Annotated in this window: 19 protein-coding genes and 2 pseudogenes; 11 read left to right on the plus strand and 10 right to left on the minus strand. The window is 41.4% G+C overall.

All coding sequences use genetic code 11. The features are described from left to right. Nucleotides 1-6 precede the first annotated feature (6 nt). The 6 genes from V7L20_RS00885 to nifB form a co-directional block, all read right to left on the minus strand. On the minus strand, nt 7-156 hold the full coding sequence (locus V7L20_RS00885) for a hypothetical protein (RefSeq protein WP_334742242.1): 150 nt from the start codon (nt 154-156) through the stop codon (nt 7-9). A 122-nt stretch (nt 157-278) separates the two neighbouring features. Beyond that, a complete protein-coding gene (locus tag V7L20_RS00890) occupies nt 279-635 on the minus strand; it encodes a globin domain-containing protein (protein WP_334742243.1) in 357 nt (118 codons plus the stop codon). A gap of 318 nt (nt 636-953) precedes the next feature. Continuing rightward, nucleotides 954-1,853, minus strand: coding sequence for a Fe-S cluster assembly protein NifU (nifU, locus tag V7L20_RS00895; protein ID WP_334742244.1), 900 nt, complete (start codon nt 1,851-1,853; stop codon nt 954-956). Nucleotides 1,854-1,959: 106 nt separating this feature from the next. Beyond that, on the minus strand, nt 1,960-3,168 hold the full coding sequence (nifS, locus tag V7L20_RS00900; protein WP_334742245.1) for a cysteine desulfurase NifS: 1,209 nt from the start codon (nt 3,166-3,168) through the stop codon (nt 1,960-1,962). Between the two features lie 104 nt (nt 3,169-3,272). Continuing rightward, nucleotides 3,273-3,632 (minus strand): 4Fe-4S binding protein, encoded by a 360-nt coding sequence (locus V7L20_RS00905; protein ID WP_334742246.1) that lies wholly within the window; start codon nt 3,630-3,632, stop codon nt 3,273-3,275. 101 nt (nt 3,633-3,733) lie between these two features. After that, nucleotides 3,734-5,179, minus strand: coding sequence for a nitrogenase cofactor biosynthesis protein NifB (nifB, locus tag V7L20_RS00910; RefSeq protein ID WP_334742247.1), 1,446 nt, complete (start codon nt 5,177-5,179; stop codon nt 3,734-3,736). A gap of 1,130 nt (nt 5,180-6,309) precedes the next feature. On the opposite strand from nifB, the gene V7L20_RS00915 reads away from it, so the two are divergent. Continuing rightward, nucleotides 6,310-6,888, plus strand: a complete 579-nt coding sequence (locus V7L20_RS00915; protein ID WP_334742248.1) for a Uma2 family endonuclease — start codon at nt 6,310-6,312, stop codon at nt 6,886-6,888. Nucleotides 6,889-7,013: 125 nt separating this feature from the next. Here V7L20_RS00915 and V7L20_RS00920 read toward each other — a convergent pair whose 3' ends face one another. Together V7L20_RS00920 and V7L20_RS00925 are read right to left on the minus strand one after the other, a co-directional pair. After that, entirely contained in the window at nt 7,014-7,379 is a 366-nt protein-coding gene (locus V7L20_RS00920; protein ID WP_334742249.1) for a XisI protein, read from the minus strand. Then, a pseudogene (locus tag V7L20_RS00925) lies at nt 7,361-7,783 on the minus strand (element excision factor XisH family protein). Before V7L20_RS00925 ends, V7L20_RS00920 begins: the two are co-directional and overlap by 19 nt. 165 nt (nt 7,784-7,948) lie before the next feature. Here V7L20_RS00925 and V7L20_RS00930 point away from each other — a divergent pair. Beyond that, a complete protein-coding gene (locus tag V7L20_RS00930; protein ID WP_334742250.1) occupies nt 7,949-8,914 on the plus strand; it encodes an NAD(P)-dependent alcohol dehydrogenase in 966 nt (321 codons plus the stop codon). Between the two features lie 167 nt (nt 8,915-9,081). Here V7L20_RS00930 and V7L20_RS00935 read toward each other — a convergent pair whose 3' ends face one another. Next, the gene (locus V7L20_RS00935) at nt 9,082-10,707 is read right to left on the minus strand and encodes a PQQ-dependent sugar dehydrogenase (RefSeq protein WP_334742251.1); all 1,626 of its coding nucleotides are present in this window, start codon (nt 10,705-10,707) and stop codon (nt 9,082-9,084) included. Nucleotides 10,708-11,442: 735 nt separating this feature from the next. Between V7L20_RS00935 and V7L20_RS00940 the strand changes: the two genes are divergently transcribed. The 8 genes and pseudogenes from V7L20_RS00940 to V7L20_RS00970 all read left to right on the plus strand — a co-directional run bounded on the left by V7L20_RS00940 (nt 11,443) and on the right by V7L20_RS00970 (nt 16,924). Beyond that, nucleotides 11,443-15,063: a HEAT repeat domain-containing protein gene (locus tag V7L20_RS00940; RefSeq protein WP_334742252.1), complete on the plus strand. Its 3,621-nt coding sequence runs from the start codon at nt 11,443-11,445 to the stop codon at nt 15,061-15,063. 81 nt (nt 15,064-15,144) lie between these two features. After that, nucleotides 15,145-15,336: a DUF6888 family protein gene (locus V7L20_RS32460; RefSeq protein WP_442942359.1), complete on the plus strand. Its 192-nt coding sequence runs from the start codon at nt 15,145-15,147 to the stop codon at nt 15,334-15,336. Next, nucleotides 15,320-15,565, plus strand: a complete 246-nt coding sequence (locus V7L20_RS00945) for a DUF6887 family protein (RefSeq protein ID WP_334742253.1) — start codon at nt 15,320-15,322, stop codon at nt 15,563-15,565. Before V7L20_RS32460 ends, V7L20_RS00945 begins: the two co-directional genes overlap by 17 nt. Nucleotides 15,566-15,586: 21 nt before the next feature. Further along, nucleotides 15,587-15,814, plus strand: coding sequence for a type II toxin-antitoxin system HicA family toxin (locus V7L20_RS00950; RefSeq protein ID WP_334742254.1), 228 nt, complete (start codon nt 15,587-15,589; stop codon nt 15,812-15,814). Then, nucleotides 15,811-16,035, plus strand: a complete 225-nt coding sequence (locus V7L20_RS00955; RefSeq protein ID WP_334742255.1) for a type II toxin-antitoxin system HicB family antitoxin — start codon at nt 15,811-15,813, stop codon at nt 16,033-16,035. The genes V7L20_RS00950 and V7L20_RS00955 overlap by 4 nt, the downstream gene beginning before the upstream one ends. A 25-nt stretch (nt 16,036-16,060) precedes the next feature. After that, nucleotides 16,061-16,315 (plus strand): hypothetical protein, encoded by a 255-nt coding sequence (locus V7L20_RS00960; RefSeq protein ID WP_334742256.1) that lies wholly within the window; start codon nt 16,061-16,063, stop codon nt 16,313-16,315. Between the two features lie 9 nt (nt 16,316-16,324). Then, nucleotides 16,325-16,543 (plus strand): annotated as a pseudogene (locus V7L20_RS00965) (HNH endonuclease); the annotation flags it as partial. A 126-nt stretch (nt 16,544-16,669) separates the two neighbouring features. Further along, complete coding sequence (locus tag V7L20_RS00970; RefSeq protein ID WP_334742258.1) at nt 16,670-16,924, plus strand: hypothetical protein; 255 nt, start codon at nt 16,670-16,672, stop codon at nt 16,922-16,924. Nucleotides 16,925-17,207: 283 nt separating this feature from the next. On the opposite strand, the gene V7L20_RS00975 is transcribed toward V7L20_RS00970, so the two are convergent. Beyond that, nucleotides 17,208-17,426 (minus strand): hypothetical protein, encoded by a 219-nt coding sequence (locus V7L20_RS00975; protein ID WP_334742259.1) that lies wholly within the window; start codon nt 17,424-17,426, stop codon nt 17,208-17,210. Nucleotides 17,427-17,742: 316 nt separating this feature from the next. On the opposite strand from V7L20_RS00975, the gene V7L20_RS00980 reads away from it, so the two are divergent. Further along, nucleotides 17,743-18,219 (plus strand): hypothetical protein, encoded by a 477-nt coding sequence (locus tag V7L20_RS00980; RefSeq protein WP_334742260.1) that lies wholly within the window; start codon nt 17,743-17,745, stop codon nt 18,217-18,219. The last annotated feature ends 232 nt before the right edge of the window (nt 18,220-18,451 follow it).

An 18,451-nucleotide genomic window follows, 5' to 3' on the forward strand; every position in this document is an offset into this window, starting at 1 on the left:
GTTGAGCTACAGCAGTGAGGGGATGTAGAACGTCACCGGTGGCGTTGGCACAGAGTGCCCGCCGGAGGCGATCGCTCCACAGCTAAAATGATTGAAAGCAAGTACATATATTTCCTGGTTAAATTTCTTTTCTTTTTGTCCTTTGTTCTTTGTCATTTGTTTTGACAAAGAACAAAGAAAATTACGCAATTTACAAATACGTCATAATGTGTTTCAACTGGAAAGACTAAATAGGAATTGATGTTGTTATTTGTCAACAATCAATGCAATAAGTCCTATTACTTGTTCAAAATAGCGCCCTTGAAATTTGAGATGCGCTCTAGTGCAGCTTTGGTGTCTTCTGGCGACTCTCCACGCACAGCCATTGATTCACCCAAGAGTTTTGCGATCTCATCGAAGTGTTGTTGCTGTAAATTCAATCCTGCGTGGGTTTTGTCCATTGGACGACCGGCGTATTGCTTTGGCCCTTCAAATATTTGAGATAAGAAAGCAACTAGATGATTACGTTGCTTCGCCATATCTGTACCAGCAAAAATGGGATTGAGAAGGCTGTCTGTGGCAATGCGTTTGTGGAGTTCATCTACTATTTGTTCAATAGCTGGTTGTCCGCCAAGCTTGTCGTACAATGTACTCATATTCTGTTCCTTTGAAGCGAGTTAGATGATGAAATTTGCTTTTTAGGCACTTAATCTCTTGGCCTATATGCTGTTAGCCGTAATAGTGGTAGGACTGATACCAATTCGTAATTCGTAATACCTTCGGGGGAGCAATCCTTTGGGTGTCTACGTAATTCGTAATTAAGAAAGTTTGATTTTAATCTGTATCTTTCTTTTAACGAATTGGTATGAAGCATTGAGTGGAGACAATGATTCAATTCAAATCCTACTTTCTGTTCCTGGCTGAATGCATTATTAAGGCGTATTTGTAGAGTACGTTAAGTCCTACAGCAATTCCTAAACTGCTTCGACTACAAGGCTCTTGCTGACACGATCTTGTAATCTGGCTTCGATCGCAATTTTTAGGGTTGCTGTACTACTAGAACAGGAACCGCAAGCACCTTGCAATAAAACTTTAACGCGATCGCCTTCCACATCATAGAGTTCTACATCTCCCCCGTCAGCGATAAGTACGGGTCTAACTTCTTCATCGAGAACCTTTTGAATTAGAGCAATCTTTTGGACGTTGGTTAGCGATCGCTCTTTGGACGTAACAATTTCTGTGGCAACTTGTACGCCATAATTGTTGAGAGCAGGTGAGGCGTATTCCTGTTGAACTGATTTAATTATATCATCAATGTTTGCCAAACAGGAACCGCATCCACCACCAGCTTTCACATAATTTGTTACTTGTTCAGCACCAGTGAGATTATTTTCTAGAACCACGCGGCGAATTCTGGACTCGCTGATCCCAAAACAACTGCAAACTAACGCGCCTTCATCGTCATCATCGTGGGTAGCTAGAGGAATGCCCCGATAATTATAGATAGCGGCTTCTAGCGCTTCTTGTCCCATGACAGAGCAATGCATCTTTGCTTCTGGCAAACCACCAAGGTAATCTGCAATGTCTTTATTGGACACTTTTAGGGCTTCATCTAAGGTTAAACCTTTGACCATTTCGGTTAATGCACTAGAAGATGCGATCGCACTAGTACAGCCGAAGGTTTGAAAGCGAGCATCTAGAATCTTATCAGATTCTACTTCTACTTTCAGGTGCAATCTCAGAGCATCACCGCAAGCAATGCTACCGATTTCGCCCGTTGCAACCTTAACTCCAGCTTCGCTGGTTTCTTCAATTTCTCCCTGATTCTTGGGATCGTAAAACAGTTCTAATACTTTATCGGTGTAGTCCCACATAATGAATTTTAGATTTTAGATTTTGGATTTTGGATTGGGTATTGGGGATTGGGTATTGGATATTGGGAAAATTCTTACTTAATCCCCAGTCCCCAGTCTCTAGTCTCTAGCGATGTGCGAGTGCTTGTTCTTGTCCTTGCAACCAACCTGCATTATCATTTTTGAAGGGTGATAGAGCGCGTAAACGTTCTATAATACTGGGCATTACCTCTATCACTTGATCGATTTCGGCTTCTGTGGTGTAGCGACAAAGGCTGAAACGGATGGAACCATGCAAAGTTGTATATGGTAAGCCCATAGCCCGCAGGACGTGGGAGGGTTCCAGAGAACCGGAGGTGCAAGCAGAACCCGATGATGCACAGATACCGAATTTGTTCAATAACAGTAGAATTGCTTCACCTTCGATGTACTTGAAGCCGATATTTGTGGTGTTTGGCAATCTCTGCGTAACGTCACCGTTAACTACACAATCAGGAATTTTAGCGAGTAAAGTTTGTTCGAGGCGATCGCGCAGTTTTCTTTCTCTTGTGGTCGCTTCTTCTAAGTGTAACAGTTCTAGTTGGGCAGCTTTGCCCAAGGCGATAATTCCTGGAACATTCTCTGTTCCCGCTCTGCGTCCGCGTTCTTGGTGTCCCCCAAGAATGAAGGGACGGAACCGAACCCCACGCCGAATATATAAAGCACCAATTCCTTTAGGGCCGTGCAGCTTGTGACCAGACAGAGTTAACATATCTACGGTACTAGTCTTCATATTTAAGGGAATTTTTCCCACTGCTTGCACCGCATCTACATGGAAGATAGCGCCATATTCTTTTACGCGCAACCCAATTTGCTCAATTGGGAAAACCGTACCGGTTTCATTATTCGCATACATAATTGTCACCAAGGCGGTGTTACCCGTCAAGGAAGCTTCTAGTTCATCTAGATCCAGCTGCCCTTGATGATTTACTGATAGATAGGTAACAGTGTAACCTTGGGTTTCTAATTGTTTGCAGACATTGAGTACTGCTGGATGTTCGACTTGGGTGGTAATGATGTGCCGCTTTTCTGGTTGCGCTAACAGTGCAGCTCGAATCGCTGCGTTATCTCCCTCAGTACCACAACTGGTGTAGACAATTTCTGACTCATCGGCTCCCAAAAGGGCTGCAAGTTGCGCTCTTGCTGTTTTCACTGCTTTACCAACTTGCCCACCAAAGGTATGCATACTGGAGGGGTTACCGTAATAGTCTGTCAGATAAGGTAGCATTACCTCTATAACTTCTGGGTCTACCTTAGTGGTGGCATTATTATCGAGATAGATGCAGTTATTTTGCATAGTTATTTTGGAAGGGGACGGGGAAGAGGAAGTAAGGGAAAGGCGGATAATTATTAATGCTTTTAACCCTTACTCTTTAACCTTTGCATTTTAAACATTTAGCTTTAATTAGGCTTTGCTCCCACTGATTGGGATTGACGCTTTTGCAACTGTTGTGAGTATGTCTGGCTATAACGGTCAAACCAACGATCCCAATAATCTTGTTTATTTGTTAATTTTGCAACTACGCGGTTGTAATTAGCAAACCAGCCTTCCCAATAATCGCTAGGCTGCTTAACGCAACCGTCGCAGGTGGGACAACCAGCTTTACACTGAGGCACAGTATGAATGCTACCAACGCAGTTTGTACAAAGTTCAGGGTCAATCCAGTGCTGTCCGTCAATCACTTTAACTGCATTTGTGGGACATACAGATAGACAGAGATTGCAGGAAATACACTGGCTAGTCATAATTTTGTAAGCCATGATTATTCTCCTTTTTTGGGTAAGGGGCATTGGGCATTGGGCATTGGGTACTGGGTATTGGGAAAATTCTTCTTTAATTCCCAGCCCCCAGTCCCTACTCCCTAATTTCCTAATTCCTTAACGTATTGCTCGTAAAACTCCAAAGCAACCTTCTCAATCACGTCGTAAGCTTCAATACTCTGTATTCCAGCTTTTTGCAATTTCTCTTGAGGACTGTTACCAATCTTGGAGACTAAAACTGCTTTGCAATCTGCGATCGCTTTCATTATATGCTCAAAAGAAGCTTCCTCGCCGTATCCACCTTGGCAGTATTGGTCAATTTTCCGATGACCGACAAAGCGAGCTTCGTTGCCATCCACTTCATAAATTTGGAATTCCTTCGCATGACCGAAGTGTTGGTTAACCAATCCGCCGCCTTTTGTTGCTACTGCAACGAGAATTTTCGGACTGTTGGCAATTTTCTTGCCGGCTTGCGCCTTATCTTTGGCTACTTTAAGTTCTTCTTTAAACTTCTCAATACCTTCGTGAACTTCTTGACGTTTCTCCATGTCGTATTCTGGAGTCATTTCCAAGAATTTCTCTTTGGAAAATTCTTGGCTGCGGTCTTCTCCCAACAATCCGACTGCATCGGCACGGCACTGGCGACAGTGACGCATCATTTTCATGTTACCAGAGCAGTTGTCTTGAACTTCTTTGAGTTCTTTAGGTGTGGGGCCGCGTTGACCGGTTAAACCAAAGTGTGTGCCATGTTCTGGTGCAGAAATCAATGGCATGATGTTGTGCAAGAATGCACCTTTTTCCCGAATGACTCGATTCACTTCAATTAAGTGCTGGTCATTAATTCCAGGAATCATCACGGAGTTGACTTTACACAAGATGTCAGCATCTTTGAGGGCTTGCAATCCTTCCATCTGTCTTTCGTGAAGAATTTTTGCGCCTTCAAGACCTCTGTAACGCTTGCGCTTATAGTGAACCCAAGGATAAATCTTAGCAGCGATCTCTGGATCTACGGCGTTAATGGTGATCGTAACGTGATCTATATTTAATTGTTTAATGCGATCGATGTAATCCGGCAGCATTAAACCATTAGTTGATAAGCATAGTTTGATGTCTGGTGCTTGTTCTGCAATCAACTCAAATGTGCGGAAAGTCTTTTCTGGGTTCGCCAATGGGTCCCCAGGACCGGCAATTCCCACAACTGTCATTTGAGGAATCTTGCCGCCAATGACCAAAGCTTTGTGTGCTGCTTGTTCTGGTGTTAGCAATTCGCTAACTACTCCAGGACGGCTTTCGTTAGCGCAATCATATTTACGGTTGCAATAGTTGCATTGAATGTTGCAAGCGGGAGCAACTGCAACGTGCATCCGGGCGTAGTGGTGATGAGCGTCTTCGCTGTAGCAGGGATGTTTCGCAATGCGTTCTTGGAGCTTTTCGTCCCTTTCTACGGTGGCGTTGCTGGTGCTGTCGCAGCCGCAACCACCTGATTTTGCTTGGGTTGGCGATTCCGTGGTGGGAGAGTTGAGGAGTCGTTTAGACGATGATGTCATTGAATTTTGCAAAAGGTCGGTGGACTTGGCTGCCACTGTGGGAGATGCTGTTGCTACTCTTTATGCCCAGGAATTGAAATCGCGTCTTCCATACTGCCTGCAAACGCCTGGGTTTAGGCGACTTGTTTTCAAGTAAGGCAGGCAAGAAATCTTTTGATGTTCGGCTGGTGTGTGTCAATGTTCGGTTCTTGGGTAGAATTTGTGCCCCAAGGCGCGACTTCTATTCACTTCAGGCATGGTGCTATGTCATCCCTCCACTTACTCTTAGCTTCGTTTTGGAGCGTTAAGTAATTGGCGATATAAGATTTATAGCAGCCGTCTCCTAGACAGACAGCGCGTCTATCTAGGATAGAATTTATTGGATTTATTACGCTTGTACTCAAATAATAAAAACCCTAATTCTTCAAGTATTACAAGAATTAAAAAAGTTTTTTTCGGGTAAGGGTTCTAGTATTTTTTGGTTGGGGTTCTAGTGTTTCTAGACAGGGGTTCAGGATTTATTTGTACTCAGGCACAACCCAACCCCAGTAAGGACTTTATCTAACTAAAAACTGGGTTTGGGTTATTTAGATGTGTACTCAGATTGCCCTCTGATTCCGTCAAAAGCAATAAATGCCAAGGGTTTGAGGGTGAAAAACTGGAGTAGTCTATATCGTTATACTCCAGAAACGTGCGAAATTAAATTCTGTATCTAACATATCATTTTTTTCAGGGTAAAAATGCACTTCATATTTATTTAATTTTTCTTTGAAAATGATGTTCAATTATGCCTTTAAGCCTTATATGGTAAGTTGTATGAGCTACTGGAAATAGATGTGTTGCTGCACATATTTTTCAAAAAGTTTAACTTTTAATAGCTTTTTTTCATTCCCACAATGAGGAGATGGGTAGGAAACTCTCAGATTTTGTGTTTGAGAGAAACAACAAACTATAATCTAACATGATTGAGCGATCGCAATGAATTTTTTGAATTGCTCACTACAAACCTTAGCAAAAAAATTCCTTTCCAACACGGGAAGGAGAAAAATTTAAAATATTTCTTCTTCTAAGAGAGAGGTTTTCCAGATACCGCTCTTTGTTGCTGATACTATTTAGCTACAATCAAACCAAACGTGAAAAAATCTTAAGTTATGATCGCCATTTCCCAACAGCCGCCAAAAATGACCGTTGAGGAATATCTTGAATGGGAACCTCAGCAGGACGTTCGCTATGAATATGCCAATGGCGAAGTATTTGCGATGACAGGCGGTACAATTCCCCATAACGACATTGCACTAAATCTCTACAGAGCTTTGTACCCTCATTTGCGTTCCAAAGGTTGTCGAGTGAATGTGTCAGATGTGAAAATGCAACTCACTGCCCAGAGCCGCTACTATTATCCTGATGTTATTGTCAGTTGCGACCCTGAAGACCTGAATGCCCGCAACTTTATTCAACATCCGAAGTTGATTGCGGAAGTTCTTTCCCCAGGTACAAGCGCGAAAGATCGGGGTGAAAAATTCACTTATTATCTGACAATCCCCAGTTTGCAAGAATATATCTTGATTGACTCGGAACAAATCTCCGTGGAACGTTATTGTCGGGGTGAGGGTAGGATGTGGCTTTACTATCCCTATACAGCTGGAGATATCGTCACTTTATCGAGCATTGAATTTGAGTGTCCAATTGAATTGCTGTATGAAGGTGTTATATTTAACACTGAACAATAAAGAGAATGTTCCGTGTTAACTTTTAAAGAGCGATGTCTAAGATGGTCACTGAGCTTGTCGTACTCCTACGGGGAAGCAAGCTAGCAAGAGCGTCTCGTAGAGAAGTGGGGCTGCGCCTACGCACTTTAAGCAACTGCATAGCCAGTATAAGGTCTTAACTCTGGTGGACGAAAGCCAAGGACGATGTGTTCTTTGGGAATTCCAGCCCGTTCTAAATCAGCGGCAATGCCTTCTTCAGTGCCATCCCGTTGAATCCAGATTTTGCCATCAATCAGGTTAATATGAACCAGACAACCATGAATGCGGCGTTCGCCATCCCAACCTAGATCCATCCACAAGTAGCGAGTCTCTTTCAGAGAGGCTGCGCCAACGCGGCTTCGATCAAATACTACTTCTGATTGAATATTGGCATAAGAATAGGGTAGTGAAGCATATTCACTGAGGATAGTTTCAATTACCTGGTGATAATCGTCTAACTTGGTGTAATCCATTTTTTAATAACCTCCTGTTTTGGCTCAAATGTAATTAGCTTGAAACGATGATTTTTCAGTAACAGTTTGCCAATAGGTTCTTCAAATAAATCATCAAAAATACTGTTAGGTATTGCAAGATATAGTACTCGTTCAGGCTCCAATTCAATCAATATATCCTGATATAAAATATACTGAATCAATGCTTTTTCTAAATCATAAACATCCGATCTCCCGCTAAAACTTTTAATTTAAACTGCAATTTTAGATTCTGCTTTTTGCGCTGCCAACAGTTGTCTAGCACCTAAATCAACATACAAATCTTTTTTACCAAACTTCAAAGTCAGTGGCTCATGAGTAATTGTCCATTTTTCTTTAATCAAAGCATTTTTTACATTGCTGTGATAAAGGCCTCTAGCTAGCATATAGGTGTAGTTTTAGAGTGATATTTCTATTTTAGGGAATCTCTAACTGCACCTAGCATATTCATTAAATGCCATGCATATGCGTAGACATCGCTACACTATATTCATAACGAAAAACAGGCTGTCGGAGTTGTGTAAGTCAAACAGGGTAGCAGGAGGAATGCGATGAAAGCAGTGGTTATCCGTCGGTATGGCGCGGCTGAAGTTTTGCAGTATGAAGATGTAGAGCAGCCGAAAATTGATCCAACGCAGTTACTTGTGAAAGTTCGTGCTAGTAGCGTTAATCCCATTGATTGGAAAATTCGCAAAGGGATGTTGAGCTTAATTACTGGCAGCAAATTCCCAAAGATTCTGGGGTTTGATGTGGCGGGAGAAGTTGTACAGGTTGGCTCCCAAGTTACGCGCTTTAAAGCAGGAGATGCTATCTATGGCAGTACTAGCTTCCCTGGAGGAGGTTACGCGGAGTTTGCAGCCATTCCAGAAAACTTGGCGGTGCTTAAACCAACGAATTTATCTGATGAAGAAGCTGCTGCTGTGCCTTTAGCAGCACTCACAGCTCTGCAAGCGCTGCGAGATCAAGGAAATATTCAAATAGGAAAAAATGTCTTAATTAATGGTGCTGCGGGTGGTGTAGGGACTTTTGCAGTCCAAATTGCCAAGGCTCTAGGCGCACAGGTGACAGGAGTTTGCAGTACTAAAAATTTGGATTTGGTGAAATCTTTAGGAGCAGACCGTGTGATTGATTATACGCAACAAGATTTTCTTGCAGATACAGCCCAGTATGACATTATCTTTGATGCAGTGGGTAAGCGATCGCTCTCCCAAACTAAAAAAGTCCTCAAACCCAATGGAATTTATATCACCACACTACCCAGCCCCGAAGTCTTGTTAGAGAGCGTCTTAACAGCGTTGCTTCCCGGTCAAAAAGCGAAATTTCTCTTTGAGAAACCTAACGTTAAAGACTTGCTTTTTCTCAAAGAATTAATTGAAGCTGGTAAAATTCGTGTGGTAATTGATCGCACATATCCCTTGCAAGAACTAGCAGCAGCTCATAGTTATAGTGAAACTGGGCGTGCAGTGGGGAAAATTGCGATCGCACAGCCCGTAGTAGACATCGCGGTTTCTAATTGATTGAAGAACAATAAGCTAAAAGCATCATAAGTGATTTAATTTTTGATTTTGGATCATAAATTCTTCTTGCGTTTAAATTCGCTTACTCTGGGACTGTTTTAAATTTTGGATTTTAGATTATTCAATCCAAAATCCAAAATTTAAAATCTAAAATTTGGTGAGTAGTGCTACTTGACTTCTATAAACGATATTATGTTATCTAAGTCAGCTCCAACATATTTATAATCACCAGCACTAAACTCACGGCATCGACCACCAGTTTCATTTTGGCAGACACGTACCACTGTACCCGGTGGTACACTTAATGAGCTAATAGTGTCATTCCCTACAATATTTAAGTCACCTTTGTTCGCTTTGTATACTCCTGGACTTGTAGGAAAAGACTGGGAAACTCCAGTCAAATTAGCATCTCTGTAGACCTTAACCTGTGCTGGCGGCGTGTAGGAGAGCTTGTAGATAGTACCACTGGAGTCATCAGAAATTAACAAATTACCTTGTAGATCGACTACCATATCCACCGGTTTGCCCCAGACTTCTTGCGTTGTTGGAACTACCCAACCGCTGACTAAATCCATCTCCTCCCCTAGAGTCTTTGTCGTACTGTTCCAAGGAAAGTAAGCTATTCTAGAACCCGTTTTCTTCTGCCGATTCCATGAACCATGCAACGCTGCCACTACCCCACTTGAGTACAGGCTGGGAAAGTTGGTATTTTGTAAGAATGTTAGTCCTAAGGGAGCAGAATGGGCTTGAATACCCTTGTTAATTCTGTCCATTGCATTGCAATTAACACTTCCATTAGCATTGAACTGATAGTCGCGGTCAAATGGCATATTGTTGAAGCCAGTTGACGTGTCAGGATTGGGGTTGCAGAATGGCCAACCATAGTTACCCCCATCTCTGACTTTCGTGAACTCGTCTGGAGGGTGGTTGTCTACGTAAGAGGGAATAACCTTACCGTAATTGCCACTACTATCGTTGAAGGGATAGGCGATCTGATCTCGATTATTAACAACTACCCAAAGGTCATTTGTGCCAGGTAAGAATGCTAATCCTTCGGCATTACGTAAACCTTGGGCAAAAAGCCGTTGATTGGTTCCATCTGCGTTGTACTGGTAAATCGCACCGCGTTTTGGGGTACTGACAGTATCTTCCTTGCAGGCATTGCATGTAGAGGCAATCGACACGTACAGTTTGTGGTTGGCATCGAGTGCGATATTCTTTAGTTCGTGACCATAAACGCCTCCGAGTTCCGGTGTGCTGCTGTCTGGTAAGCCAGTTACAACGATTTGACGATTTTTTGCGATTAGGTCTCCAGTGTTGTAGGTGAAGCGATTAATTTGATTAGTCTCAGAGATATAAATGTATGTGGTGTTGTCAATTTTATGAAACACAATGTCGTGTGGTTTGCGTAGACCCGTCACGAAGTCAGAAATAATTGGGTCTTTGCTGCCATTCGGCCGGACAATTAATACTTTATTTGAACTGGGCTGTGATACTAGAAGATCCCCATTGGGAGCAACTGCCATAAAACGAGCATTTGTAATGCGAGCATAAACAGAGATGGAGAAGTTAGGCGGAACTTTCAAGTAACGGCTAGTATTAAAGGGCTTAGAAATCATTGCACTAGGCACTTTCACTTTGGTTTCAACAGACGCAGCTGGAGGTTGGCCGAACGCTGCGGTGGGAAAAACCTGTAAGGACATTAAACAAGTAACTGAGGGAATTAAACTAACTAGGGATGCAGATAATATGCGTCCGAGCATCTGTGTTGAGTTTAGAGGATACACATCCATTTTGAACTTCCTTCTAGGATTAGAGTAATTTATGTTACACACTAACTCTCGACTGATCATTTTTTTCGAGAGTTCAGAACAAAGCTTACTCAAGGATACAAGTTTTTGAAAACACTTCGTAAGATATATTTATTTACTCCTATCAGTTGTAGCTAGTGTTACGCTACTGAGCGGAGAATAACTTATATCTCCGACTTATTCAATAAGTTGAAAGTCTAAATATAGCTGAAGCAAGTTAGATTCCAGCCTACATCTTGAAAATTACAACAAAATATGCGTAGGCGTAGCCCGTCTTTGACATCACTCTCAAGTGATAAATATTTCCAGTGCGTGATGCTGCGCTAATACACTTTACTAAACTAAAAATTACAATAAAATGTGCGTAGGCGTAGCTCGTCGTTGACATTGCATTCACCAGTGTGAATTCTATACTTAGCAATTCTTGCTACTTTATCATTAGAACTACCAAGGTAAATATACAATTGCCCATCAAAATATGGCAGCCGCCCTTTCACCAGAAGATATCCAAGAAATTAAAGCCGCGCTACACAAAACCCAACAACTCATGAAAAATTCAGCATTTCTAACCTGCAAAGGTAGGTTTTGTTCCTATAGCCGCGACTTCTAGCCATCGGGTTTTGCTTTGTGATATTTCTTCAATAACTCTGAAATCTGAAAACATTACTCTAGCTAATGGATATACTCGTAATCAAAATCTCAACAGAAGCGAGTATTATGTTGGACTGGTTAGCTATTTGGGGTGTAACTCAGGCCGCCGGGTTGATTTTTAAACCCATTTTGGAAGAGTTAGCCAAGGATGCTGCTAAAGATTGGGCTAAAGATTTATTAAAAGGCATCCCTGGCAAGATTTTCCAGAAACTTAAGAAGGAAGACATAGAAATTGCTGCTGGTAAAGCGTTAAAGGAATTTTTGCAACTCATGCAGCAGCAGTTAAAGGTTCGTTGCAAACTTCCTGAAACTGAGATTAAAGAGTACACCAAAGATATCAATAAATTTATTAGCGATAAGTCGGTTGCAGAAATTTTCGGGAAGGCTTTTGATATTAATTGTGAATCTCTAGACGCTAAAAGCCTAGAAGATAGTTGGAATAGGCTGCAATTAAAACCTCTGCCAGCTAAGTTTAACTGGCAATTATTTACAGAACAGTATTTTACACAAGTCCAAGAACTTCTTTTAGATTCAAAAGATTTACACCATATCCTAGAATTACAAAAGTTATCTGATATTGAAATCAATACAAAAGAAATTGCTGGTGTTATTGTAGATTTTAATTTAGTTAAATATCAAGAAGGAATCCATGAGCGCTATGGCAATCTCAAGTTAGATAGCTTAGATACTAGCGGCTATGCCTATAACGAACTGAAATTATGGCGGATTTTTACTGCTCAAAATGTCCGTGAAACTCATCAAGTTTTACCCCAAGTTCACGAACTGCCTAAAGAACATCTTAGACGGCTGCGAGAAAGTGACCAAGTAGAAGCAGTTGAATTAGAAGAATTAGAACGCCACAAACGGGTTTATTTTGAACAGCCGATCCGTTCAGTCTTAGATGTTATTAATAAAAAGCAAGATTATAAAAATCTTGTAATTTTGGGCGATCCTGGTTCCGGGAAGTCTACATTGTTGCAATTTCTGGCTTTGAATTGGGCTGAGTCTCCACTAGATAATGTTATCTCATTACCAATTCCCTTGCTAATTGAATTACGCACTTATATGCGGCGACGGGAAGATAAAGAGTGCAATAATTTTCTCGAATTCTTCCATCAATGTAGTGGTGCAATTCATCATCTCAATCAGCTTGAACTAGATAAACAATTAAAGGCTGGTAATGCCTTAGTAATGTTTGATGGTTTGGATGAGGTATTTGACCCTGGTAAGCGAGAGGATGTAATTACTGATATTCATCGCTTTACTAATGACTATCCTGATGTGCAGGTAATTGTCACTTCTCGGATTATTGGCTATAAACCGCAACGATTGCTTAATGCTGAGTTTCGCCACTTTATCTTACAAGATTTAGACTCAGAACAAATTCAGGATTTTATCTACCGTTGGCATGAGTTAACTTTTACTGATGCAGTTGATAAAGTGAGAAAACGGGAACGGCTACAAAGAGGAATTGCAGCTTCCAAATCTATTACAGAATTGGCGGGAAATCCTTTGCTGTTGACGATGATGGCAATTCTTAATCGTAATCAAGAGCTACCAAGAGATAGAGCCGAGCTTTATAATCAAGCATCGCGGGTACTGCTACATCAATGGGATGTGGAACGCGCTTTGACAGAAGATAAGAGGTTAGACCCCAAGACTATTGATTATAAAGATAAGCAAGCGATGCTGCGTCAGGTTGCTTATCTTATGCAAACTGGTGATAAAGGTTTGGCGGGTAACTTGATTAATGAAAATGATTTAGTCAAAGTTCTGACTGATTATCTGAAAACCATAGAATTTGATAAACCTAGAGAAGCTGCGCGGGTGATGATTAATCAACTGCGGACTCGCAACTTTATGTTATGTTTCTTGGGTGCGGATTATTATGCCTTTGTGCATCGGACATTTTTAGAATATTTCTGTGCTTGGGAGTTTGTCTGGCAGTTTAAAGAAACGCAAACGCTGACTATTGAGGAACTTAAGAATGAAGTTTTTGGCAAACACTGGCAAGATGAAAGTTGGCATGAAGTCTTGCTGCTAATTGCCGGAATGATTGAGCCAAGATTTGTTGGGGAGATTCTTGATTATTTAATGGCGCAAGATGGCGAAGAGGAAAAGTTCATCAACCTCTTTTTAGCGGCTAAGTGTCTTGGAGAGGTGAGAAATCGCTCGGCGATCGCGTCTACAGCTACTAAATTACTTGACAAGCTAAAAGCCTTAACTAAATATGACCTCTGGTACTATTACGACCCCCAGCGATATGGAGAAGAAACTCAGCTAGTTAAAAAAATTCGCACTCAAGCAGTCACAGCAATTGCAATGACCTGGCAAGAATCTCCCGACACCAAAACCTGGCTTAAAGAACACGCTACCAAAGATGATAATAAATATGTCCGACGTGCAGCAGTCAAAGAATTAGCCCAGAACTTCAAAGATGACCCCGACACCAAAACCTGGCTCAAACAACGTGCTACCCAGGATGATAACGAAGATGTGCGAAGTACAGCAGTCCAAGAATTAGCCCAGAATTTCAAGGCTGACGCCGATACCAAATTTATCCTCAAAGAACGCGTTACCAAAGATGATAACGAAGATGTCCGAAGTACAGCAGTCCAAGAATTAGCCCAGAACTTCAAAGATGACCTCGATACCAAATTCATCCTCAAAGAACGTGCTACCAAAGATGATAACTGGGTTGTACGAAGTATAACGGTCGAAGAATTAGCCAATAACTTCAAAGATGACCCTGACACCAAATCCATCCTCAAAGAACGCGCTACCCAGGATAATGAGAGCGAAGTGCGAAGTGTAGCAGTCGAAAAATTAGCCAATAACTTCAAAGATGACCCTGACACTAAAACCTGGCTTCAAGAACGCGCTACCAAGGATGATAATGGCTATGTGCGAAGCGTAGCAGTCAAAAAATTAGCCAATAACTTCAAAGATGACCCCAAGATCAAAACTTGGCTCAAAGAATATGCCACCAAGGATAATGACAGCGATGTACGACGTGCAGCAATCAAAGAATTAGCCAATAACTTCAAAGATGACCCTGACACGAAACCCATCCTCAAAGAACGCGCTACCCATGATTATGATCAGCTTGTGCAAAATGCAGCAGTCCGAGAATTAGCCAATAACTTCAAAGATGACCCCGACACCAAAGCCTGGCTTAAAGAACGCGCTATCCATGATGATGATCAGGTTGTGCGAAGTGCAGCAGTCCGAGAATTAGCCAATAACTTCAAAGATGACCCCGATACCAAATTCATCCTCAAAGAACGCGCTACCCAAGATGATAACTGGGTTGTGCGGCTCAGAGCAGTCGAAGAATTAGCCAATAACTTCAAAGATGACCCCGATACCAAATCTATCCTCAAAGAACACGCTACCCATGATAACAACTATGTACAACGTGCAGCAGTCCAAGCATTAGCTAAATACTTTAAATATCAGCCTGAACTGTTTGAAATTTACTATCACTGCGCTGTCAATAACCACTTTAAAGATAGCTATAATTCCCGGTTTAACCCCAACCCTCGGCGCATTGCACTGGAGATAATTATCAAGCAATTTCCTCAGCATCCCCAGACTTTACCACTGTTGCGCGATCGCACAGAGAATGACCCAGATGAGCAAGTGCGGGAATTTGCTCAGAAGAAGTTAAAGCAGTTGGAAGGGTAAATGTAAGCTGATTTACTATTCACAGTAGAAACCGCAAAAGAAAGGCTTACTATTATCCATGTCACAATTGAGGAACAGACGATTTACCCAACATACGCACAAGCTATAGCCTGTCTACGTGTCTGCCAGATGTTATCTAATACCTATCGGAGTATTGAGCTATTTCGCTTTGACGACCAAACCGGAGTTGTATTTATTTTTGTCAATGAAGAACTCCAAATCATTGTACCCGCTAATGGAAACTGGAGGTTTTTAAATGCGACCGAATTTTGAAGCAATGACTAACAAAGAACTAATAGCTTACGCACTTGCACACCGGGAAGATGTCGAGCCTTTGCGTGTTTTGTATGGCCGCCGCACTCCAGATTCAGAAGCAACATGGTATGGGCCAATGGTAGCTGAAGATGGTACGCCAGTAGAAGAAAATATTCGCATTGCAGAAGAAGCAATTAGGCAACGCATTGAGCAAGCAAATCAAAGCAAGCAAGATTCTCAAAGTTAAGAATAAAAATGCAATGAGGCTATGCCCAAGAAAATCAGAGAACTCAAAAGCTTATTGCTGCAAGCAGGGTTTTCCTCCCGTAGTGGTAAAGGTAGCCATACTAATTGGTATCATCATCTTTTACCTGGGAGAGTTACTATATCAGGTAAAGACGGAAGTGATGCTAAAGCCTACCAAGAAAAAGACGTTAATAATGCACTTCAAAGGTTAGAAGAAATTAAAAATGCTCAAGAGGAAGAAAAAGAATGAATTCTCGCTACACAATAATTATTCAGTGGTCTGATGAAGATGAGTGTTTTGTTGTCAGTCTTCCTGAATGGGGAGAATTTTGTCACACTCACGGAGAGACTTATGAAGAAGCTTTTAAAAATGCTCAAGAAGTTTTAGAAATGCTGATTGAATCATCTTTGGCAGATGGTCAAACTTTACCAGAGCCTAAAACGCTAGGAAAATCTTTGGAAGTTGCATAAAATTTAGGAATTAAAGGGGTAGCTTATGAACATATCTGTAAATACAACCAAAATCTACGACGAAATTATAGAGTTTATTGCTGCTGGAACCACTCCCCAAAGCGTTATCGATTTCAAACTCTCGGATGCAGCCAAAGACCGTTTGGAGGATCTTGTTTACCGCGCAAAAACTGAAGGTCTTACAGGAAGTGATCAGCGAGAGTTAGATCATTTCCTCACGCTAGAGCATATTATGCTACTAGCAAAAGCAAAAGCTCGTCAGTATATCAGCGCAAAGTAAGTATTTAAAGTGTCTCGTCCATATATTAATGCAGAATTGCGGCGTTTAGTTGGCGATCGCGCCGAGCATATTTGCGAGTACTGTCTCGTCTCTGAAGTAGATAGATCGTCAGGTTATCAAGTTGACCATATAATCAGCGTCAAACACGGCGGCGCTACAACAGCAGATAATCTATGTTATGCCTGTATCTTCTGTAACCTGCAAAAAGGGACGGATTTAGGGTCAATTAAACCAATTCGCAATTCGCAATTACGTTTTGTGACGAAGATTTAGATTTAGGCATCAAAACGTTCTGCCTATAGAAACAGGGGATTTAAACCCCCAAACTTTGTTGATTGGCAAACTGGCGAATTTGTGCGGTTTTTTAACTCACGTAGAGACTTTTGGGGTGAGCATTTTCGACTTGATGAGGCTGTAATTGTGCATCAGACAGACTTCTGTGAAGTTACCGCACCTATCCTATATTTTAACGGCGATGAAAGGCTTGTAGAACGACAAGCTTTAATTACATCTGGTCAATATCCCTCAGCATCGGCGCTAAAACAACTATTCTTAACTAAACTGTATTTTGAGGGAAAAACTCTAGAAAAATCTATTGACGGTTGCTAGTGGACAACGGTCAATAGACTTTTTTAAGTTTCTTGAAGAAGAGTAGGTGGTTATTAAGAAACCTTTGTTAGGATAAGTGGAAGTTAAGAAACAACTAATGGCTCGTGTAATTAAGTCCATTAGTAGTTAAGACTGGCGCTAAAGTAACTTAACTTGTTCAAAAAACAGGATAAATTACTTAAAATGCCACACTTGATCCCTGTAGAGACACGATTCGCTGTCGTGTCTTTACATTTAATAATTTCCATCTACTAAACTTCATATATCTGCATATTCCACTAACTTAGTGATGGCCATAGTAGTTTTTGATAGTCTTAGAGTAGATACCATCACCACCAACTGCACTACCTGAATCACCGAAAACGGTGCCACCAGACCCGGCACCACCGCCGGCACCAGCTTTAATCTTCACATATTTAGATTTACCACCACCTGAATTACCACCAGACAAATTGGCTTCTTCGTTGGGGCTTAATGTGGTAAACAATGTAGTTTCGATCATTTTAGGTCTCCTTTGATTGTTAGAAATTTAAGTCATGCCAAATATTTTGATACCTTATTTGTTCCACGATTAGTGTGCAAGTAAAGCTCATTTGATACAGCAGGCTGTTAAAAGCATTTATGCTGTATTGGCATGAAAATAATCATATATAACTGATTTTGCACCCTCAACTGTCAAAAGGAAGAGAAAAACTAGAAAGTGGTAAGAAAAACTGGGTATAATCTACAAGAAGATGTGTAATATCGTTTGCAAGTGGGAATTATATAGTTAGCAACTATTGCTACTTCACTGTTAGAACTCCCAAGGTAAATATACAATGTCCTATCAAAATATTGCAGCCACCCTTTCGCCACAAGATATTCAAGAAATTAAAGCCGCCCTACAGACAGTCCAAAAAAAACTGCCCTTTCTGATTACTCTCAGCACTGAAGAACGGCGTAAGTTAGTAAAAATGGGCGATAAAAGCCTAGCCTTTGTGAACAATAGCATTACTGCTGCTCAGTCTAACCGCGAAATCCTTCCAGCCACTTTTGACGTTGAGGAACTGGTTCAAGATTATCAATTAGCTGCTGTCCTTACCGAACTTTTAATCTCAATGCAGCAACTCACTGAACAGGTAGATGATACGCTAATGGCAGTCGGTAGTGAAGCGATGACTAGCAGTTTGACTGTTTATGATTACGTGAAGACTGCATCGAGAAAGACTCCAGGCTTAAAAACTGTTGCTGAACAGTTGGGCGAACGTTTTAAAGCTATTGGTAAGGGCAAATCTGCTAAAACTCCCGTCTCTTGATAATTTAGTACTCATCGGCGAACTGTAGGGGCGTACAAATGTACGCCCCTATTCTGTTTATCCACCTTTGATCTCCGTTAACAAGTATCTGAACTGGATGAATCCACCTTTGAACTGCGTTAACGAGTATTTGAACCGGATGAATCCACCTTTGAACTGCGTTAACGAGTATTTGAACCGGATGAATCCACCTTTGAACTGCGTTAACGAGTATTTGAACCGGATGAATCCA

Source organism: Nostoc sp., from assembly GCF_036916735.1.
Classification (GTDB): domain Bacteria; phylum Cyanobacteriota; class Cyanobacteriia; order Cyanobacteriales; family Nostocaceae; genus Nostoc.

Bases quoted from the DNA above. Each gene is read 5' to 3' on its own strand.
- V7L20_RS00885 (WP_334742242.1), bottom strand. From the start codon at position 156: ATGACAAAGAACAAAGGACAAAAAGAAAAGAAATTTAACCAGGAAATA.
- V7L20_RS00890 (WP_334742243.1), bottom strand. From the start codon at position 635: ATGAGTACATTGTACGACAAGCTTGGCGGACAACCAGCTATTGAACAA.
- nifU (WP_334742244.1), bottom strand. From the start codon at position 1,853: ATGTGGGACTACACCGATAAAGTATTAGAACTGTTTTACGATCCCAAG.
- nifS (WP_334742245.1), bottom strand. From the start codon at position 3,168: ATGCAAAATAACTGCATCTATCTCGATAATAATGCCACCACTAAGGTA.
- V7L20_RS00905 (WP_334742246.1), bottom strand. From the start codon at position 3,632: ATGGCTTACAAAATTATGACTAGCCAGTGTATTTCCTGCAATCTCTGT.
- nifB (WP_334742247.1), bottom strand. From the start codon at position 5,179: ATGACATCATCGTCTAAACGACTCCTCAACTCTCCCACCACGGAATCG.
- V7L20_RS00915 (WP_334742248.1), top strand. From the start codon at position 6,310: ATGATCGCCATTTCCCAACAGCCGCCAAAAATGACCGTTGAGGAATAT.
- V7L20_RS00920 (WP_334742249.1), bottom strand. From the start codon at position 7,379: ATGGATTACACCAAGTTAGACGATTATCACCAGGTAATTGAAACTATC.
- V7L20_RS00930 (WP_334742250.1), top strand. From the start codon at position 7,949: ATGAAAGCAGTGGTTATCCGTCGGTATGGCGCGGCTGAAGTTTTGCAG.
- V7L20_RS00935 (WP_334742251.1), bottom strand. From the start codon at position 10,707: ATGGATGTGTATCCTCTAAACTCAACACAGATGCTCGGACGCATATTA.
- V7L20_RS00940 (WP_334742252.1), top strand. From the start codon at position 11,443: ATGTTGGACTGGTTAGCTATTTGGGGTGTAACTCAGGCCGCCGGGTTG.
- V7L20_RS00945 (WP_334742253.1), top strand. From the start codon at position 15,320: ATGCGACCGAATTTTGAAGCAATGACTAACAAAGAACTAATAGCTTAC.
- V7L20_RS00950 (WP_334742254.1), top strand. From the start codon at position 15,587: ATGCCCAAGAAAATCAGAGAACTCAAAAGCTTATTGCTGCAAGCAGGG.
- V7L20_RS00955 (WP_334742255.1), top strand. From the start codon at position 15,811: ATGAATTCTCGCTACACAATAATTATTCAGTGGTCTGATGAAGATGAG.
- V7L20_RS00960 (WP_334742256.1), top strand. From the start codon at position 16,061: ATGAACATATCTGTAAATACAACCAAAATCTACGACGAAATTATAGAG.
- V7L20_RS00975 (WP_334742259.1), bottom strand. From the start codon at position 17,426: ATGATCGAAACTACATTGTTTACCACATTAAGCCCCAACGAAGAAGCC.
- V7L20_RS00980 (WP_334742260.1), top strand. From the start codon at position 17,743: ATGTCCTATCAAAATATTGCAGCCACCCTTTCGCCACAAGATATTCAA.